Origin of the sequence: Erythrobacter aureus (assembly GCF_003355455.1) — a bacterium.
Taxonomy (GTDB): domain Bacteria; phylum Pseudomonadota; class Alphaproteobacteria; order Sphingomonadales; family Sphingomonadaceae; genus Qipengyuania; species Qipengyuania aurea.
Genome location: NZ_CP031357.1, coordinates 2,341,844 through 2,359,128, shown reverse-complemented (window position 1 = coordinate 2,359,128; position 17,285 = coordinate 2,341,844). Strand labels below are relative to the sequence as shown.

16 protein-coding genes are annotated in these 17,285 nt (G+C 62.7%); 11 read left to right on the top strand and 5 right to left on the bottom strand.

Annotated elements, in window-relative coordinates; genetic code table 11:
- Positions 1–267 precede the first annotated feature (267 nt).
- A complete protein-coding gene (locus tag DVR09_RS11505) occupies positions 268–933 on the top strand; it encodes an outer membrane protein (protein ID WP_115417048.1) in 666 nt (221 codons plus the stop codon).
- 77 nt (positions 934–1,010) lie between these two features.
- On the opposite strand, the gene DVR09_RS11500 is transcribed toward DVR09_RS11505, so the two are convergent.
- From DVR09_RS11500 to DVR09_RS11490, 3 genes are read right to left on the bottom strand one after another with little or no spacing between them, the layout of a single operon-like run.
- Positions 1,011–1,493 (bottom strand): invasion associated locus B family protein, encoded by a 483-nt coding sequence (locus DVR09_RS11500; RefSeq protein WP_115417047.1) that lies wholly within the window; start codon positions 1,491–1,493, stop codon positions 1,011–1,013.
- On the bottom strand, positions 1,486–1,965 hold the full coding sequence (greB, locus tag DVR09_RS11495; protein WP_115417046.1) for a transcription elongation factor GreB: 480 nt from the start codon (positions 1,963–1,965) through the stop codon (positions 1,486–1,488). Before greB ends, DVR09_RS11500 begins: the two co-directional genes overlap by 8 nt.
- Before the next feature lie 23 nt (positions 1,966–1,988).
- Positions 1,989–3,923 (bottom strand): lytic transglycosylase domain-containing protein, encoded by a 1,935-nt coding sequence (locus tag DVR09_RS11490; protein ID WP_234041420.1) that lies wholly within the window; start codon positions 3,921–3,923, stop codon positions 1,989–1,991.
- Positions 3,924–4,027: 104 nt separating this feature from the next.
- On the opposite strand from DVR09_RS11490, the gene dapA reads away from it, so the two are divergent.
- The 10 genes from dapA to alaS all read left to right on the top strand — a co-directional run bounded on the left by dapA (position 4,028) and on the right by alaS (position 16,533).
- Positions 4,028–4,909 (top strand): 4-hydroxy-tetrahydrodipicolinate synthase, encoded by an 882-nt coding sequence (gene dapA, locus DVR09_RS11485; RefSeq protein ID WP_115417044.1) that lies wholly within the window; start codon positions 4,028–4,030, stop codon positions 4,907–4,909.
- 40 nt (positions 4,910–4,949) lie between these two features.
- Entirely contained in the window at positions 4,950–5,432 is a 483-nt protein-coding gene (smpB, locus tag DVR09_RS11480; RefSeq protein ID WP_115417043.1) for an SsrA-binding protein SmpB, read from the top strand.
- 127 nt (positions 5,433–5,559) lie between these two features.
- Positions 5,560–6,168 carry a DUF2062 domain-containing protein gene (locus DVR09_RS11475; RefSeq protein ID WP_234041419.1) on the top strand — a complete coding sequence of 203 codons (609 nt, stop codon included), beginning with the start codon at positions 5,560–5,562 and terminating at the stop codon, positions 6,166–6,168.
- Complete coding sequence (locus DVR09_RS11470) at positions 6,165–8,639, top strand: hybrid sensor histidine kinase/response regulator (protein ID WP_234041418.1); 2,475 nt, start codon at positions 6,165–6,167, stop codon at positions 8,637–8,639. The genes DVR09_RS11475 and DVR09_RS11470 overlap by 4 nt, the downstream gene beginning before the upstream one ends.
- Before the next feature lie 148 nt (positions 8,640–8,787).
- Positions 8,788–9,852 carry a recombinase RecA gene (gene recA / locus DVR09_RS11465; protein WP_115417042.1) on the top strand — a complete coding sequence of 355 codons (1,065 nt, stop codon included), beginning with the start codon at positions 8,788–8,790 and terminating at the stop codon, positions 9,850–9,852.
- A 196-nt stretch (positions 9,853–10,048) separates the two neighbouring features.
- Positions 10,049–10,675, top strand: a complete 627-nt coding sequence (locus DVR09_RS11460) for a glutathione S-transferase family protein (RefSeq protein ID WP_115417041.1) — start codon at positions 10,049–10,051, stop codon at positions 10,673–10,675.
- 95 nt (positions 10,676–10,770) lie between these two features.
- Complete coding sequence (locus tag DVR09_RS11455) at positions 10,771–11,937, top strand: nucleotide sugar dehydrogenase (protein WP_115417040.1); 1,167 nt, start codon at positions 10,771–10,773, stop codon at positions 11,935–11,937.
- Positions 11,937–12,959, top strand: a complete 1,023-nt coding sequence (locus DVR09_RS11450; RefSeq protein ID WP_115417039.1) for an NAD-dependent epimerase/dehydratase family protein — start codon at positions 11,937–11,939, stop codon at positions 12,957–12,959. Before DVR09_RS11455 ends, DVR09_RS11450 begins: the two co-directional genes overlap by 1 nt.
- A gap of 4 nt (positions 12,960–12,963) precedes the next feature.
- Positions 12,964–13,794, top strand: coding sequence for a class I SAM-dependent methyltransferase (locus DVR09_RS11445; RefSeq protein ID WP_115417038.1), 831 nt, complete (start codon positions 12,964–12,966; stop codon positions 13,792–13,794).
- Positions 13,795–13,866: 72 nt separating this feature from the next.
- On the top strand, positions 13,867–16,533 hold the full coding sequence (gene alaS, locus DVR09_RS11440) for an alanine--tRNA ligase (RefSeq protein ID WP_115417037.1): 2,667 nt from the start codon (positions 13,867–13,869) through the stop codon (positions 16,531–16,533).
- Between the two features lie 9 nt (positions 16,534–16,542).
- Here the strand turns inward: alaS and DVR09_RS17385 are convergent, their stop codons facing one another.
- Together DVR09_RS17385 and DVR09_RS11435 are read right to left on the bottom strand one after the other, a co-directional pair.
- Positions 16,543–16,719: a hypothetical protein gene (locus tag DVR09_RS17385; protein WP_174223746.1), complete on the bottom strand. Its 177-nt coding sequence runs from the start codon at positions 16,717–16,719 to the stop codon at positions 16,543–16,545.
- Positions 16,720–16,761: 42 nt separating this feature from the next.
- Positions 16,762–17,283 (bottom strand): hypothetical protein, encoded by a 522-nt coding sequence (locus DVR09_RS11435; RefSeq protein ID WP_115417036.1) that lies wholly within the window; start codon positions 17,281–17,283, stop codon positions 16,762–16,764.
- Positions 17,284–17,285: the final 2 nt, after the last annotated feature.

Below are 17,285 nucleotides of genomic sequence, written 5' to 3'. Positions count from 1 at the left end.
ATATAGGGCCTGTTGCGGCGAAAGCAAAGTGCACGCGCCGCGTGAGCCGAGCGTCCATCGGGCTGACGCGCCTCAGCCATGCAAATCCCCTTTAGAAGTCGTGTTCCCAACGCCCCGTCTACTAAAATCACCTTTTCATCGCGCAACATGTGTTCAATTTGCAACAATATCCTGTTGTTTGAGGTTAATGAAACTGTTTGCAATCTCGCGGCGTTCTCCCAGTCCACGCAGCATGAAAGCTGCGGGTCAACAAAACGGAGTTCGTACATGAAGAAGATTTCAACCCTGCTCGTAGCCGGTTCGATGGCCGCCTTTGCCACGCCTGCCATGGCGCAGGATGCCAGCGGCAATTTCGATGGCTTCCGCGTCCAGGGCGTGGCGGGCTATGATGCGCTGAAGGCCGGCAGCAGTGTCGATGACGACGGCAACGACAACAACGACCAGTCGATCGACGGCCTGGTTTACGGTGTGCAGGCCGGTTACGATTTCGACCTCGGCGGCGCAGTCATCGGGCTCGAGGCGGAACTGACCGATTCAACCGCCAAGACCGAATTCGACAATGGCGATTTCGAAGGCTTCGGCTTCGGCGAAGTCGAAGCGGGACGCGACCTGTTCCTCGGCGCGCGCGTCGGTGCCAAGGTCGCCCCGGACCTGCTGCTCTATGCCAAGGGCGGCTATACCAACGCCAAGCTCGATATCCTTGCCAATGACGGCACCAGCGAGTTCCGCGAAAGCTTCGACCTCGATGGCTGGCGCGCCGGTGCGGGTATCGAATATGCCATCAATCCACGGACCTTCATGAATGTCGAATATCGCTATTCGAACTACACCGAAGGCGAAGTGGACTTCGACGGCACGCTGCCCGACAGCGATCGTTTCGACGTCGATCTGGACCGTCACCAGATCATGGCGGGCGTTGGCGTTCGCTTCTAAGCGATAGCCCGCGTCATGAATTGGGGCCGGGGAGCGATGGCGCTTTCGGGCCCCTTTTTCTTTCCTTTTTCCGCGGTTCAGCGCCGGGCGCAGGCGAGGGTGGCGGCATCCATCGCGGTCGCCGCGCCCGACAGTGAGTAGCTGTTCGCAAATCGGCGACCGCGTTTGTCCGTGGCGCTGATGGTCATGCGCTCGGCCGAACGCATGGCGGCGACGATCGCTGCGTCCATCGCGCGGTCATGCGCCCAGGCATCGCCACCGCCGCCGCTGAGGCGGAAGCGCTTGCCGCCGATGGCGAGCGTGATGGCCGAGCTGTGCATGATTTGGCGGGACAGGCGAAAATGCACCTCTCCACGCCGGTTTTGCCGCGGCCAAGTGCCGATGGTCGCGAAAGGCTCGAACTCTCGGCTCAGGCGACTAGGGGTGGGCATGGCAATGGCATAGCAGCGCGGAACCGAAGGGTCGCGAAAGGCCGCCCAATCGGAAAATACCCCGAGATCATCCTTGGCCGAGAGGGGGGCGGCGAGTACGATCAGGAACAGGGCCGCGAGCTTACGCATAGTCGATCGCCACGATCTCCCACTCTTTCAGCCCGCCGGGAAGCCGCACGCTGCGCAAATCCCCGATAGCTGCCCCCTTCAAGGCGCGAGCCAGCGGCGAAGACCAGCCTATCCGGCCCGCACTGGCATCCTGTTCGTCGTCGCCGACGAGAGTCACGACCTTTTCCCTGTCGTCCTCGTCGGCGAGTGTGACGGTGGCCCCGAAGAAGGCGCGTGCCTTGTCGGGTTGTTCGGCCGGATCGATCACCCGCGCGGCTTTCATTCTCCGGGCCAGATGCGCCAGCTCGCGATCGATTTCCCGCATACGCTTGCGACCGTAGAGATAATCGCCATTTTCGCTGCGATCACCATTGCCCGCCGCCCAACTGACGATTTCGACGATTTCCGGCCGCTCGGTGCCGAGCAGATGGTCGTAGCGCGCCTTCATCGCGGCATAGCCTGCGGGCGTTACGGGATTGGTCTTGCCTTGCATTAGGGCTGCGGCCCTAGCGCAATTCAGCGCCGCAGGTAATTGGCGATATCGCGTTCGTGCCCGGCCGATTTGTCCGGGTGCATATTGGCATAGCTGACAGCATTCCCGATCACACGCATGACGTAATAACGCGTCTCGAAATTCGCCGGTATCTGCTCGATCCACGTGACCCAGTCGACCGCGCCTGTACGCGGGTCGCCATTGAGACGCAGCCACTGGTTCACCCGCCCGGGGCCCGCATTATACGCTGCAATGGCGAGCGGATAAGCGCCATCGTACCGATCCATCAGCCGGGCGAAATGCGCATCGCCAAGGCGGATATTGTAGCTCGGGCTTTCCGTCAGGCTGGCGGACATGTAGCGCACGCCGATCTTGCCGGCCTCCTCGCGCGCGGTGCCGGGCATGAGCTGCATCATGCCGCGCGCACCGGCATGGCTGATACGATTGCGGTCGAATTCGCTTTCCTGCCGTGCGATCGCATGGACCATGGTCCAGTTGGCGCCCGAATGCGTGGGCACGGTCGGATAGCCGAGCCGCTCGAAACCCTTGAGGCCGTGCTCGCCCGCAACCAGACCGGCGACCACCGCCATTTCTTCAAGACCCGTTTCGCGGGCAAGCTGGCCGACCAGTGCCATCTCGCCGGGCGTGTCTGCCTTGTCGGCAATCGCTTCGAAAAAGGCGCGTTCGGTACGCCAATCGCGGCGGTTGCGCGCAATCGCGCGCAATGCGCCGGTCAGCGGATCAGCTTCGAAGGCCGCGCGTTCGGCCGCATCGGGCTGCGGCACCTGGGCGAAGTTCGGCATTGGCTGCCGCAGTTCGCTGAGCGCAAGCTGGCCGTAATACCAGTCGGGAAAATCTGCGGCCATCTGCCAATACCGCTCCGCCTCGGCGCGGTCACCCGCACGGGCTGCGGCGCGTCCGGCCCAGTAAAACCCCTTGGAACGGGTGAGCGGCGTTTTGGCCGCGGTACCGTAGCGATAGAAGAGCGGGGCCGCGCGCGCGCCATCGTCGAGCGACCACAGCGCCTTGGTCCCGCCCAGCCACATGAGATCGGTATATTTGTCGCGCAGGGTGAAGCTGCCTTCCGAGATATCGGTGCCCGGCGCGAAGACATCGTCGACTTTCGACGCGATGCTGACCGCCTGGCTCGCACCCGCGCTCTTCGCAACTGCCAGCGCTTCGGAAACGAACAGTGTCCCATCGATGGCGGGCGCGGCGAATTGCGCCCGTGTCGCCAGGAGCTCGACCGCGCGGAAGGGCTGACCCGAGCTGCGATAGTGGCGAGTAAGGTTATAGACATAGCCCGCATCGCTCAGCGCACCGTCCGGAATGGCAAGCCCGGCCTGTGTCGGAGTGCTGCCCTGCAATAGGGCAAGACGCGCCTGTGCCATCTCGCGATAGGCCGGTGAGACGCGCACGACGTGGCGCGACGCGGCCTCGTAATCACCTTGCCAAAGCAAGGCATCCATGCGCGCATCGTGATCTTCCGGGCCGAAGCGCCCGCCGAACAGGCCCTGTATGTAGAGCTCGGACGGGCCGCTCATTGGTCCGCCCCGCCAGGCCTTCCGCGCCACGTCGAACGCTTCGGGGCGATCGAGCGACGCGAGCGCCAGAGCATAACGCGCCTTGCCGCCATTGGTCAGCGGCGGGTACTTGTCGAAAAATGCGACCAGCGATTGCGACGAGGGAGCATCCCGGTCCAGCGCGGCTTCGGCACGGTAGCGCAGCAATTCCTGTTTGGGAAAATCGGGGTAGGTTGTGACGAAACCCGCATAGGAAGCGAAGGGCAGCTCCTCCTGCTTGGTCAGATATTCCCATTGGCCCACGGCCTGATCCATCCGCCCTGGCTGCTGCGCGACCATATCGGCGCGTGAGGTATTCTGCGCCTGCGCGATGGTGGGAAAGACCAGTGAAGAACCGGCCATAAGAGCGAGTGAGAAAATAGTTTTTCGACCCATGCTGGACATCGTGCCCGGCCCCTCCTTATCAGGCGCTGAATGAATTGTGGCGCGAACCGCCGAAAATCGCCTTGTTTCATACCCCTAACGCAGGACTCCCGTAAATGTTCTCAGGCTCGATTCCAGCTCTGGCGACTCCTTTTCGCGACGGGTCGTTGGACGAAGCGGCTTTCCGGAAGCTGGTCGATTGGCAGATCGAAAACGGTAGCAAAGCGCTGGTGCCGTGCGGCACCACGGGCGAAGCGTCGACACTGTCGAACGCCGAGCATCACCGCGTTGTCGAGATATGCATCGAACAGGCGGCGGGCCGCGTACCCGTGATTGCCGGATGCGGCTCGAACGATACGCGCAATGCGCTGCTACACATGCAGTTTTCCAAGAAAGCCGGGGCTGCGGCGGGACTGTGCGTCGCGCCCTATTATAACCGCCCGAGCCAGGCCGGGCTCATTGCCCATTTCAGCTATCTTGCCGAAAACAGCGATCTGCCGATCGTGCTCTATAATGTCCCCAGCCGCACGGTAACCGACATCGAGGATGAGACGGTTGTCGAACTGGTCCGTAAATATCCCAGCCGCATCGTCGCCATCAAGGACGCCAGCGGCGATTTGTCCCGCGTCGCCGATCACCGCATGGGGCTGGATCACGAATTCTGCCAGCTTTCGGGCAATGACGAATTGTGGCTGCCGCATTCGGCCGCTGGCGGGGCGGGCTGCATTTCGGTCACCGCCAATGTCGCACCGGCGCTATGCGCGGAGTTCCATGAAGCAATCGCGGCCAACGATCTGGTCAAGGCACGCGAATTGAACGACCGGCTGTTTCCGCTGCACTACGCCATGTTCTCGGACGCCAGCCCGGCCCCGGTCAAATATGCGCTTAGCCGCGTTCACGACTGGTTTTCGCCCGATGTCCGCCTGCCGCTGTGCAACGCCAGCAAGGAAAGCCGCGAAGCCGTCGACGAAGCACTTGGGATCGCCGGCCTGGTCTGACTTGGCAGGCGCGTCGCAAGCGCCTACATGCGCCCGCCTTATGGCTCGTCCCAAACCCTCTACGTTCGACAAGCAGAAAGTCGTCGCCGACAATCGTCGCGCGCGCTTCGACTACCATGTCGAGGATACGTTCGAAGCGGGGCTGGCGCTGCAAGGCACAGAAGTGAAGGCTTTGCGGGCCGGCGAGGCCAGCATCAAGGAAAGCTACGCCGAGATACGCGACGGGCAAGTGTGGCTGGTCAACGCCAATATTCCGGAATATTCGCACGGTAACCGGCTGAACCACGAACCGCGCCGACCGCGCAAGCTTCTGCTTCACGCGCGCGAGATCGAGAAGCTGTTCGGCGCTGTCGAGCGCAAGGGCATGACGTTGGTACCCCTGTCTGTCTATTTCAACAGTACCGGCAGGGCCAAGGTCGAGCTGGCGCTCGCCAAAGGCAAGCAGGCGCATGACAAGCGCGCCAGCATCAAGGATCGCGACTGGAAGCGCGACAAGGCTCGATTGATGCGCGAACGCGGCTGATCTGCACCCATGCCCTTATAAAACACGCCGGGCTAACCACATTGCCAGACATGCCGCATTCGTCGCAAGCCGCCTCTCTCACCCCCTTGAACTCGCCGATGAGGCGGCGCATGGCAGGGGCGTGGCCATGAACAAGCGCAGATCGAAGACCTTTCTGGCGGACTGGATCCGCGCGCATATGCCCACGCGCGAGGAAATGGCGCGGAACAGATATTTGCGTCCGATCGCCCATCGGTTCCTGACGCCGGAATTGTGGCGGTTCACCCGCCGGAGCGTACCGCGCGGCGTTGCGCTCGGCATATTCGCAGGATTCATCATCCCGGTCGGCCAGATATTCCTTGCCGCGTTTCTGGCGCTGCCCGCGCGGGCTAACGTTCCTCTCTCGGCGATCGTGACCTTCATCACCAATCCGTTCACTTTTCCATTCTGGGCGGTGATCGCCAACAAGCTCGGCGTTTTCATTCTCAAGGTCGATCTCGCGGCCACCGGCGGCGCCGCGCAGGAAGAGATCAATAGCGGACGCTGGGCCTGGTTCATCGAAATGTTCGAGGGTGTCGGAGTGACCGTGTTGGTGACGATTTTCGGCTTCACCGTGCTCGCCATCGTCGGTGCGGCGATCGGGTATCTGCTTTCAGGTTTCGTATGGCGCTTTGTCGTAGCGCGCAGACGTCAGCGGCGATTGAAAGCCATGGAGAGCCGTCTCGACGAACGTTTGCAGAAGGGTGCCGACGCATGATCATGCGCGAGGACAGTGCCGCCGCGACGCTGCCCCCCGTGCCACTCATGCTCGGGATTGCGGCGGCCTGTGTCGTCTCGGTCCTCCTGATATGGCTGGTCGGCGAGCAGAGCATGGTCGCCTTGGCTTATGGTGGTGCGCTGGTCGCCGTTCTTCTGACAATCCTGCTGACCGCCCGCCTGAGAACTGTGCCGATCGAAGAAACGACGCTTCAGCCCGATTGGTCGGTGACCAGCGCGGCCATCGAGAACCGCAGGCGCGGCGTGGCCATCATCGATCGGGCCAATCGCATGGTCTGCGCCAATTCGACCTATGAACGCTGGTACGGAGGCAATGTGATGCCCTTCGATCTGCCGTTCGAGACGGAAACGCGCGAAGCCGTGATGGGCGCGGTTCGCGATGCATGGAGGGATGGATCGGCCAAGCTGGACGACGTGCGCGTAACTGATTCCGACATGCGGTACCGTTTGCGCATCGATCGCAGCGGACGCGGAGAAGCCTATCTTGTATGGCGCTTCGCGGAAATTCGCGAGGAACGCAGCTATGACGGGTTGGCGGAACGGATGTCGGGTCGGCTCGGCGAAGTAATTTCGCGTGCGGGGATCGAGCTTGCTCTGGTGGCGCCCGATGGCATTGTGCTTTCGACCACGCCGGGCCTGGCGGAGCGCGTTACGGGCAGTCGGGAAAAGTCGCTCGGCGGGGTCGAATTCGTACAATTGCTACGTTCCGACGATCGCGACCGCATCTATTTCGCGCGCGAAGGCCAGCAGGGATCGCCCCAGACGCTGGTCCATGTACCGCTCGATGTGGCGGCGGACGGCAGGTTGAGCGATGCCGATCAGGCGCCGTCCATGATGTTGCTTGTCGACAGCACCGTGGGGATCGGCGGGGGTTGGGAAAATAACGGCAAAGCCGCGGTTCCGCAACTCGAAGCCTTGCTTTCCGCATTGCCGCTGGGTCTTGCCCTGACAGATCGCGACAGCCGTTTCCTGTTCGCCAACAAAGCTTTCCTGCGCGCGGTCGAGCGCGAGAGCCAAGGACTACCGCAATTCCCGTCCGATCTGGTCGTGCGCGAGGACAAGGCCGCGATGGCCGATACCGTCCGCCGCTTTGCCAAGGGGGCGACATCCAGCGGCGACATGGCCGTGCGACTAGCCAACGACAAGGAAGAGCCGGTGTCGATCGGCCTTGCCGGTGTGCGCGGGCTGGGCGATGCGGCGGTTTTGCTCTCCATTTCCGATTCCTCCGAGGAAAAGCGCCTGCGCCGCCAGGTCGCCCAAGCCACCAAGATGCAGGCGGTGGGGCAATTGGCGGGGGGCGTCGCGCATGATTTCAACAATGTGCTGACGGCGATCATCGGCTATTGCGACCTGATGCTGTTGCGTCACACGCCGGGCGACAGCGACTATGACGATATCCAGCAGATCCGGGCCAATTCGAACCGTGCGGCCAGCCTGACACGCCAATTGCTCGCTTTCAGCCGTCAGCAGACGCTGCGCCCGGTCGTGCTGCAACTGCCCGATGTCGTCAGCGAGGTCAGCCAGCTCCTGAAACGCCTGATGGGTGAGAAGATCGAGTTTTCAGTCCGTCACGACCGCGAACTGGGCTCGGTGCGGGCCGATCCGCAGCAGCTCGAGCAGGTCATCATCAATCTTGCCGTCAACGCGCGCGATGCCATGCAGGCCAATGCTCACAAGCGTGGCAAGCAGGACTGGAAGGGTCGGCTCACCCTCGCCACACGCCGCGTATCGGCGCGGGATGTGCGCAAGATGGGCATCGATATCATGCCCGCCGACGATTACACCGTGCTGATCGTGCAGGATACGGGCGGGGGTATTCCCGAAGAGCATCTCAACAAGATCTTCGAGCCCTTTTTTACGACCAAGGAGCAGGGCAAGGGAACCGGGCTGGGCCTGTCGACAGTCTATGGCATCGTCAAGCAGTCCAACGGGTTCATATTTGCCGACAACGTGCAGGGGCCTGACGGCGCTCCCATAGGTGCGCGGTTCACCATGTATTTGCCCGTGCACAAGGGCGAAATGCCCGCCGATATGACCACGGAGGAGCCCGAGGAGCCCAAGGCCACCGAATGGTCCGCCGGCGGCAAGCTGCTGCTCGTGGAGGACGAAGACATGGTTCGCGCCGTGGCAGAGCGGGCGCTGGTCCGCGCCGGCTACACCGTCACCACGGTGACGGATGGCGAAGAAGGGCTGGCCGAGGTGGCCAACGGTTCGACCGAGTTCGATCTCATCGTTTCCGATGTCGTCATGCCGGTGATGGATGGACCGGCAATGGCGCGCGCCATTCGTAGGGTGAAGCCGGACATCCCCATTCTGTTCATGTCGGGCTATGCCGAAGAGCAGCTTCGCAACGATATCGACATCGACAATATGCACTTCATTCCCAAACCTTTCAGCGTCCAGCAGATCAATTCCAAGGTCGCCGAGGTATTGAGCGAACAGCGCGACTGAGCCAGCCACAGCGCGGAAATCGACGGCGAGGGAGGGGCTTGCCGAAAATATTTTCGTTCCCCTCTTGTTCTATGAGAACGAACCGGGTACACCGCTTGCCAGTTGAAGAGTCGGGATGCGGCTCTGGCCAAGTGCAGGAGGTAATGTCATGGCGGCAAGTCTGAAGCTCGTAGAGGACAAGAAAGTGGACGCAGACCGCCAGAAGGCATTGGACGCCGCGCTCGCACAGATCGATCGTGCGTTCGGCAAGGGTTCGGCGATGAAGCTGGGCCAGAAGGAAACCATGCAGGTAGAGGCGATTTCCACCGGGTCGCTCGGCCTGGATATCGCACTGGGCGTGGGCGGTCTGCCCAAAGGGCGCGTGATTGAAATTTATGGTCCGGAAAGCTCGGGCAAGACCACGCTGGCGCTTCATGTGCTGGCCGAAGCGCAAAAGGCGGGCGGCACGGTCGCTTTCGTCGACGCCGAGCATGCGCTCGATCCGGTCTATGCCCGGAAGCTGGGTGTCGATATCGACGAACTGATTGTGTCGCAGCCCGATACGGGCGAACAGGCGCTGGAAATAACCGATACGCTGGTCCGCTCCAACGCGATCGATGTGCTGGTGGTAGATTCGGTTGCGGCTCTCGTGCCGCGCGCCGAAATCGAAGGCGAGATGGGCGACAGTCATGTCGGCCTCCAGGCCCGCTTGATGTCGCAGTCGCTGCGCAAGCTGACCGGCTCGATCAACCGTTCCAAGTGCATGGTGATTTTCATCAACCAGCTCCGCATGAAAATCGGCGTTATGTATGGCAATCCCGAAACAACCACCGGGGGCAACGCGCTCAAATTCTATGCCTCGGTTCGTCTGGACATCCGCCGCACTGGGCAGATCAAGGATCGTGACGAGGTGATCGGCAATTCGACCCGCGTGAAAGTGGTCAAGAACAAGGTCGCCCCGCCGTTCAAGCAGGTCGAGTTCGACATCATGTATGGCGAGGGCATTTCGAAGATCGGCGAAATCCTCGACCTCGGCGTCAAGGCGGGCGTGGTCGAGAAATCGGGCAGCTGGTTCAGCTATGACAGCGTCCGCATCGGCCAGGGGCGCGAAAACGCCAAGAAGTTCCTCAAGGAAAACCCCGAGATGTGTGCCAAGTTGGAAGCCGCCATTCGCGGCCGCACCGACGAGGTCGCCGAAGAGATGATGACCGGCCCGGACGCGGACGAGGACTGACCTCTCTTCAAGCGGGAGCGCGTCGGCCCCGATCCCCCGGGGCGGCGCGGAAGCTGGACTGTCCCCCGGCGCTCCCGAACAAACGGAAAGCCGGTGCGCGCCTCCTCTTGGCCGCACCGGCTTTTCCGTTTCCGGCATGGTCGAGGCTGCTCCGCGCAGATAGGGTGCGGGCGAATCGCAAGAGAGGGCCTGCCACATGACCATCACCGTCCACCACCTCAACGACAGCCGTTCGCAGCGTATCCTCTGGCTGCTCGAGGAATTGGGGGCCGCGTACGATATCATGCACTATCAGCGCGACGCACAAACCAATCTGGCTCCGCCCGAACTCAAGCAGACCCATCCGCTCGGCAAGTCGCCGCTGATCGAGGACGATGGCGTATGCGTGGCGGAAAGCGGGGCGATCATTCAGTATCTGTGCAAGCGCCATGGCGGCGAGGACTGGCTCCCCGCGCCGGACGGCGAGGACCACATCCGCCATCTGGAATGGATGCAGTTCGGCGAAAGCAGTTTCTTCGTCCCCGTCATGCTCAAGATCTATGCCGGGCATCTCGGTGATGCGGCCGCCCCGATAATGCCCCGCATCGAGGAACAGCTCGCCGCGCACATCCAGTTCGCCGAGGACAAGATCTCCGACGATCTGCATTTCGTCGGTGCCGACTGGTCGGCGGCCGATGTGATGATGAGCTTCCCGGCCGAAATCGCGGTGATGCAGGGCTATGCGGAAAAGGCCCCGAAGCTGGCGAAATTCGTCGAAGCGATCCACGCCCGGCCTGCCTGGCAGCGCGCGCGTGAACGCGGCGGTGCCTATTTCATATGGTGAGAGGATCGGAGCAAGGCTTGCATTCGTCTCCGCCACCCCACAGAAGGCCCGCGCTGCCGCGTCTCGCGGCTGGATGCTGATTGACGGGTGGTTCGATGAAGATCGCGGTTTTCGGGCTCGGCTATGTCGGCCTTTCCAATGCCATCATGCTGGCGCAGCACAATACGGTAGTCGGATGTGACGTTTCTACCGAGCGCGTCGCGATGCTGGCCAAGCGGACCTCGCCGATCCAGGACGAGCTGGTCGAGGAATATCTCCGCCGGGAGGATCTCGACCTGTCCTTCACCACCGATGCCTCCGCTGCGATCGAGGGCGCGGAATTCGTGGTCGCCGCCGTGCCGACCAATTACGACGTCGAAACCAATTTCTTCGACACGAGCGCGGTCGATGCGGTGATCGAACAGGTCTTGGTCGGGAGTGAACGCGCCGTCGTGGTCATCAAATCCACGGTGCCCGTCGGATACGTGACCGAGGCCCGCAGGCGGTTCGCGAGCGACCGGATCATCTTCAGCCCCGAATTCCTGCGCGAAGGCAAGGCGCTGTACGACAATCTGCACCCGTCGCGTATCGTTGTCGGCGAGCGTTCGGACCGGGCACGCAGCTTCGCCAATCTGCTGGTCCAACCCACATTGGTCGACGATGTCCCGGTTCTGCTGACCGATGCCGAAGAGGCGGAAGCGATCAAGCTCTTCGCCAATACCTATCTCGCCATGCGTGTCGCCTTCTTCAACGAGCTCGACAGTTATGCTCTCTCGCGCGGCCTCGACACGCGCCAGATCATCGATGGTGTCGGTCTCGATCCGCGCATCGGTTCGCATTACAACAATCCGTCCTTCGGCTATGGCGGCTATTGCCTGCCCAAGGACACCAAGCAATTGCTGGCGAATTACTCGGAGGTTCCGCAGAACCTCATCCGCGCGATTGTCGATGCCAACCGTACCCGCAAGGATTACCTCGCCGATCGGATCATCGCCAAGGCGCCGAAAACGGTGGGCATTTTCCGCTTGGTCATGAAGGCCGGTTCGGACAATTTCCGCCAGTCCTCGATCCAGGGCATCATGAAGCGGGTCAAGGCCAAGGGGATCGAGGTGATCGTTTACGAACCGGTGATGGAGGAGGATAGCTTCTTCGGCAGCCGGGTCGAACGCGATCTCGGCCGGTTCAAACAGGACGCGGACGTCATTGTCGCCAATCGCCTCGATCCCGATCTCGCCGATGTGCGCGAGAAGGTCTTCACCCGCGACCTGTTCGGCGCCGATTGATGGGCGAGACACGCACCGCGCTGGTCACGGGATCGGCAGGGTTTATCGGTTATCACCTCTCCCGTCGACTGCTGGCCGACGGATTCACGGTTATCGGAATCGACAGCCTTTCGGATTATTACGATCCCGATCTCAAACGCAGGCGTCAGGCCGCGCTGCTGCAGAGTGCGGGCTTTTCCGCGATCAACCAGCCCATCGAAACCCCGGGATTATTGGCCGATCTCTTCGCCGAACACCGGCCGAACATCGTCGTTCACCTCGCCGCGCAGGCCGGGGTGCGCTATTCGATCGACAATCCGCGCAGTTATCTCGACAGTAATCTCGTCGGCACATTCGAACTGCTCGAGGCGGCGCGTGCCCATCCGCCGCAACACATGCTGCTCGCCTCGACCTCCTCGGCCTATGGCGCGAATACCGAGATGCCCTATCGCGAGACGATGAAGGCGGATCACCAGATGTCCTTCTATGCGGCGACGAAGAAGGCGACCGAGGCGATGGCGCACTCCTATGCGCATCTGTTTGGCCTCCCGGTAACGATGTTCCGCTTCTTCACTGTCTACGGCCCTTGGGGACGTCCAGATATGGTTCCGTTCAAGTTCGTCGCTAAAATCTTCAACCAAGAAGCAATCGACGTTTACAATCATGGCGAGATGATGCGCGACTTCACCTATGTCGAAGACCTCGTGGAAGCCGTACGGCGGCTGATCGACGCGCCGCCGCAGCGTCCCGCAGACCTGGCAGACATCGCCGAAGGCGACAGCCTCTCCCCTGTTGCCCCATGGCGTGTGGTGAATATCGGTAATTCGCGACCGGTGCAGCTTGAAGCGATGATCGCGGCGATTGAAAAGGCACTCGGGGTCGAAGCCAAGCGACATCTCATGCCGATGCAGCCCGGCGATGTGCCCGCGACCTGGGCCGATGCGGAACTGCTCCGCGCGCTCACCGGCTATGTACCGAACACCGATATAGGCGAGGGCGTACGGCGCTTCGTCGAATGGTATCGCGACTTCTATCAAAAGTGAGAACATGACCGATCAATTCGAATGGACTGGACAGGTCGGGAACGCCTGGGCCGAGGAATGGCAGCGGACAGACCGCAGTTTCACCCCGGTGACCGAGCGTCTGCTTGAGGTTGCGCGCGCGCATGCTTTCACGCGGGTAATGGACATCGGGTGCGGTGCGGGCGAACTCTCGGTAGCGCTGGCTGCCGATACACCCTCCGCTCGGGTGACTGGCGTCGATGTTAGCACGGATCTGCTCGGCGTTGCACGGGTGCGCGCCTCCAAGCTCGGCAATCTTCGCTTCGCGCTCGGCGATGCTGCTGCGTGGACCGCGGGCGAGGGCGAACGGCCCGATCTGCTGGTCTCACGCCATGGCGTCATGTTCTTCGATGATCCCGTCGCCGCATTCGCGCATATTGCGGGCCAGGCGATGCCCGGTGCGAACCTCGTCTTTTCCTGCTTCCGCGAGCGCGGCGAAAACGGTTGGGTTCGCGAGCTCGCCTCTGCCCTGCCGCCGGGAGACGGTCCGAAACCCGATCCGCATGCGCCCGGCCCCTTTGCATTCGGCGATCGCGAGCGGGTCGAGGGCATACTTTCCGAAGCCGGATGGCAGGAGATCGGTTTCGAACCGATCGACTATTCAATGGTCGTGGGCAAGGGTGAGGATGCGGTGGACGAGGCGCTTTCCTATTTCCTGCGCATCGGCCCCGCAGCGCGCGCTATCGCATCGCTCGACGGGTCGCAGCGGGGCGAGGCACTCGCCAGGCTACGCGGCGTGCTGGAAGCCCATCATCGCGGCGACGCAGTATCGCTTCCCGCTGCCTGCTGGATCGTGACCGCTCGTTCGCCCCGCTGATCGCCGGTACTACACAGTCTGTCCGGGCATTCGCGCTTGTCGGGCGATGCGCGATTGCCTAACTGCGCGCTCATGACTTCGACCAACGACATTCGCCGCAGCTTTCTCGACTATTTCGGCTCCCACGAGCATGCCGAAGTCGCCAGCGCGCCGCTCGTCCCGTTCAGCGATCCCACGCTGATGTTTGTCAATGCCGGGATGGTGCCGTTCAAGAACGCCTTCACCGGCCTCGAACAGCCGCCCGCACCGCGTGCGACCAGCGCGCAGAAATGCGTGCGGGCCGGGGGCAAGCACAACGATCTCGACAATGTCGGCTACACCGCGCGGCACCACACCTTTTTCGAGATGCTCGGCAATTTCAGCTTCGGCGACTATTTCAAGGAGCAGGCGATCCATCATGCATGGACGCTGCTGACCAGGGAATGGGGCCTCGATCCCGCACGCCTTCTGGTCACGGTCTATCATACCGACGATGAGGCGTTCGACCTGTGGAAGAAGCTTACCGGCTTTGCCGACGAGAAGATCATCCGCATACCGACCAAGGACAATTTCTGGGCGATGGGTTCGGACGGGCCGTGTGGTCCGTGCTCGGAAATCTTCTACGATCATGGCGATCATATCTGGGGCGGCCCTCCGGGTAGCCCCGAAGAGGATGGGGACCGCTTCGTCGAGATCTGGAACCTCGTCTTCATGCAGCATGCGCAGGAGAACGACGAGATCGTCGCCGATCTGCCCAAGCCCAGCATCGACACCGGCATGGGCATCGAGCGCGTCGCGGCCGTCATGCAGGGGGTCCACGACAATTACGATACCGACACCTTCAAGCACCTGATCGCGGCGAGCGAGGGGCTGACCGGCGTGAAGGCAGAAGGCGATCGCACCGCCAGCCACCGCGTGATCGCAGACCATTTGCGCTCGACCAGCTTCCTGATGGCCGACGGTGTGCTGCCGTCGAACGAAGGGCGCGGCTATGTGCTGCGCCGGATCATGCGCCGTGCGATGCGCCACGCGCACCTGCTCGGCGCGAGCGAGCCGCTGATGCACCGGCTTGTGCCCGCGCTCGTCACCGAGATGGGGCAGGCCTATCCCGAGCTCCAGCGCGGCCAGGCGCTGATCGAGGAAGTGCTCGAGCGGGAAGAAACCCAATTCCGCCGCACGCTCGACAAGGGGCTCAAGCTGCTCGACGAGGCGACCGGCGACATGGGCGAGGGCGGGACTCTCGACGGAGAGACCGCGTTCAAGCTCTACGACACCTACGGCTTTCCCTACGACCTTACCGAAGACGCGCTGCGCAGCCGCGGGATCGGCGTCGACAGGAACGGTTTCGACGCGGCGATGCAGCAGCAGAAAGCCGCCGCGCGCGCCGCGTGGAAGGGGTCTGGCGAGGCCGCCAGCGAGGACGTCTGGTTCGACATTGCCGAGCGCGAGGGCTCGACCGAATTTACCGGTTACAACTCGACCACGGGCGAGGCGGCGGTCGTCGCCATCGTAAAGGACGGTGCCGAAGTGGATTCGGCCAATGAGGGCGATGCGGTCGTCATCCTGACCAACCAGACGCCTTTCTATGGCGAAAGCGGCGGCCAGACGGGCGATGCGGGTCGCATCTGGACGCCCGAAGGGCTCGAATTCGCGGTCGAGACCACCAACAAGCCCTTGGGCCGCTTGCACACGCATGTCGGCACGATCGCCAAGGGCTCGGTAAAGCTTGGCGATGCCGTCCACCTCGAAGTCGATGCCGAGCGCCGCGACCGCATCCGCGCCAACCATTCGGCGACGCACCTTGTCCATGCCGCGCTACGGAACCGGCTCGGCGGGCATGTGACGCAGAAGGGCTCGCTCGTGTCCGACGACCGCTTCCGCTTCGACTTCTCGCATCCGAAACCGCTGAGCGAGGAGGACGTCGCCGCGATCGAGGCCGAAGTGAACGAGGAAATCCGTGCCAACGAAACCGTGGGTACGCGCTTGATGACCCCCGAAGATGCGGTCGAGGCAGGCGCGCTTGCCTTATTCGGTGAGAAGTATGGCGACGAGGTCCGCGTGCTTTCGATGGGGCGCAAAGGCGGTGCCAGGGATGGGAGCGGGCGCGACTACTCGGTCGAACTGTGCGGCGGCACCCACGTCAAGGCGACCGGCGATATCGGTCTGTTCAAGATCGTGTCGGAAAGCGCCGTTAGTTCGGGTGTGCGCCGGATCGAGGCGCTGACCGGCGAGGCTGCGCGCCAATGGCTGGTCGCACGCGATGAAGCGGTGAAGGCCATCGCCAGCGCGCTCAAAACTTCGCCAGACGATGCGCCCACTCGTGTCGCTGCGTTGGTCGAGGAGCGCAAACGGCTCGAAAAGGAGCTGGCCGAAGCCAAACGTGCGCTCGCGCTGGGCGGCGGCGGTTCGGGTGATGCTGGCCCGGCCGATGAGGATATCGGGGGCGTAACGTTCTCCGGGCAAGTGATCGATGGGTTGAACCCCAAGGAACTGCGCCCGCTGCTCGATGAGGCGAAGACGCGTATGGGCTCGGGTATCGCGGCGATCTGCGCGGTTAACGACGGGAAGGCCGCCTTTGCCGTGGCGGTTACCGACGATCTGACCGACCGCTTCAGCGCGGTCGAGCTGGTACGCACCGGTGTCGAGGCGCTTGGCGGCAAGGGCGGCGGCGGTCGCCCCGACATGGCCCAGGGCGGCGGCCCCGACGGCAGCAAGGCCGATGTGGCACTGGCTGCAGTGCGGAGCACGATTGCTGGCTGATCGTCCGACCTAGCCCTGACGTTTGACGTCGGGCTCGCTCCCGCGCGGAATGTCCTGACCGTCCGTATCGGCGGGCTTGTCGGCATTGGCCGTCGGCGGTTCGACGGTGCTGACCGGATCCTGCACGTTCTGCGGCTTGAACTTCTCGCCATTGGGCGTTGGCTTAGTCGGGTCGGGATTGCTCATGTCTGTCTCCTTTCCCGATCAACGCTCTGCTGCGTCGAAGGTTCAGGCCCGCCCTAGCGTGGCAGGATCGAGCGAGGCATAGATACGGCGGAGAGCCTGCTCGCAGCGCGCGATCCGCGCGCTGTCAGCAAGCGATTGGCGAGACTGCGCAATATGCTGCAACTCGCCTTTGACGTTGAGCAGATCCTCGACCACATCAGCGTTCGGCGCTGCGCCGAGCGCTTTTTCGACCAGATAGGCGAGGTCGCTGACAGGCCGCATGGCGAGAAAGGTTTCGACCATGGGGCGGAGCAGCGACGGATCGCCGCGCCAGTCGCGTCCCTCGAAGAGCGTCTGGACGACATGCTGGCCCGCGCCGAAGCATTCGTATCGGATGCAACCTGCAAACCCCTCTTCGGCGCGGCTCTCGTATATCGTGCATCGTCCGTCGCTGGCCAGCTTGGGGCAGGGTTCGCCTGCCGCTTTTCGCGCCGCGAAGCCCGGCATGTCGTCGGACGGATAAGCGATGCAACACAGTGCGGCGCAGCGGCCGCAGTCCGAGCGGGTCTCCAGCGCGGCGACCACGG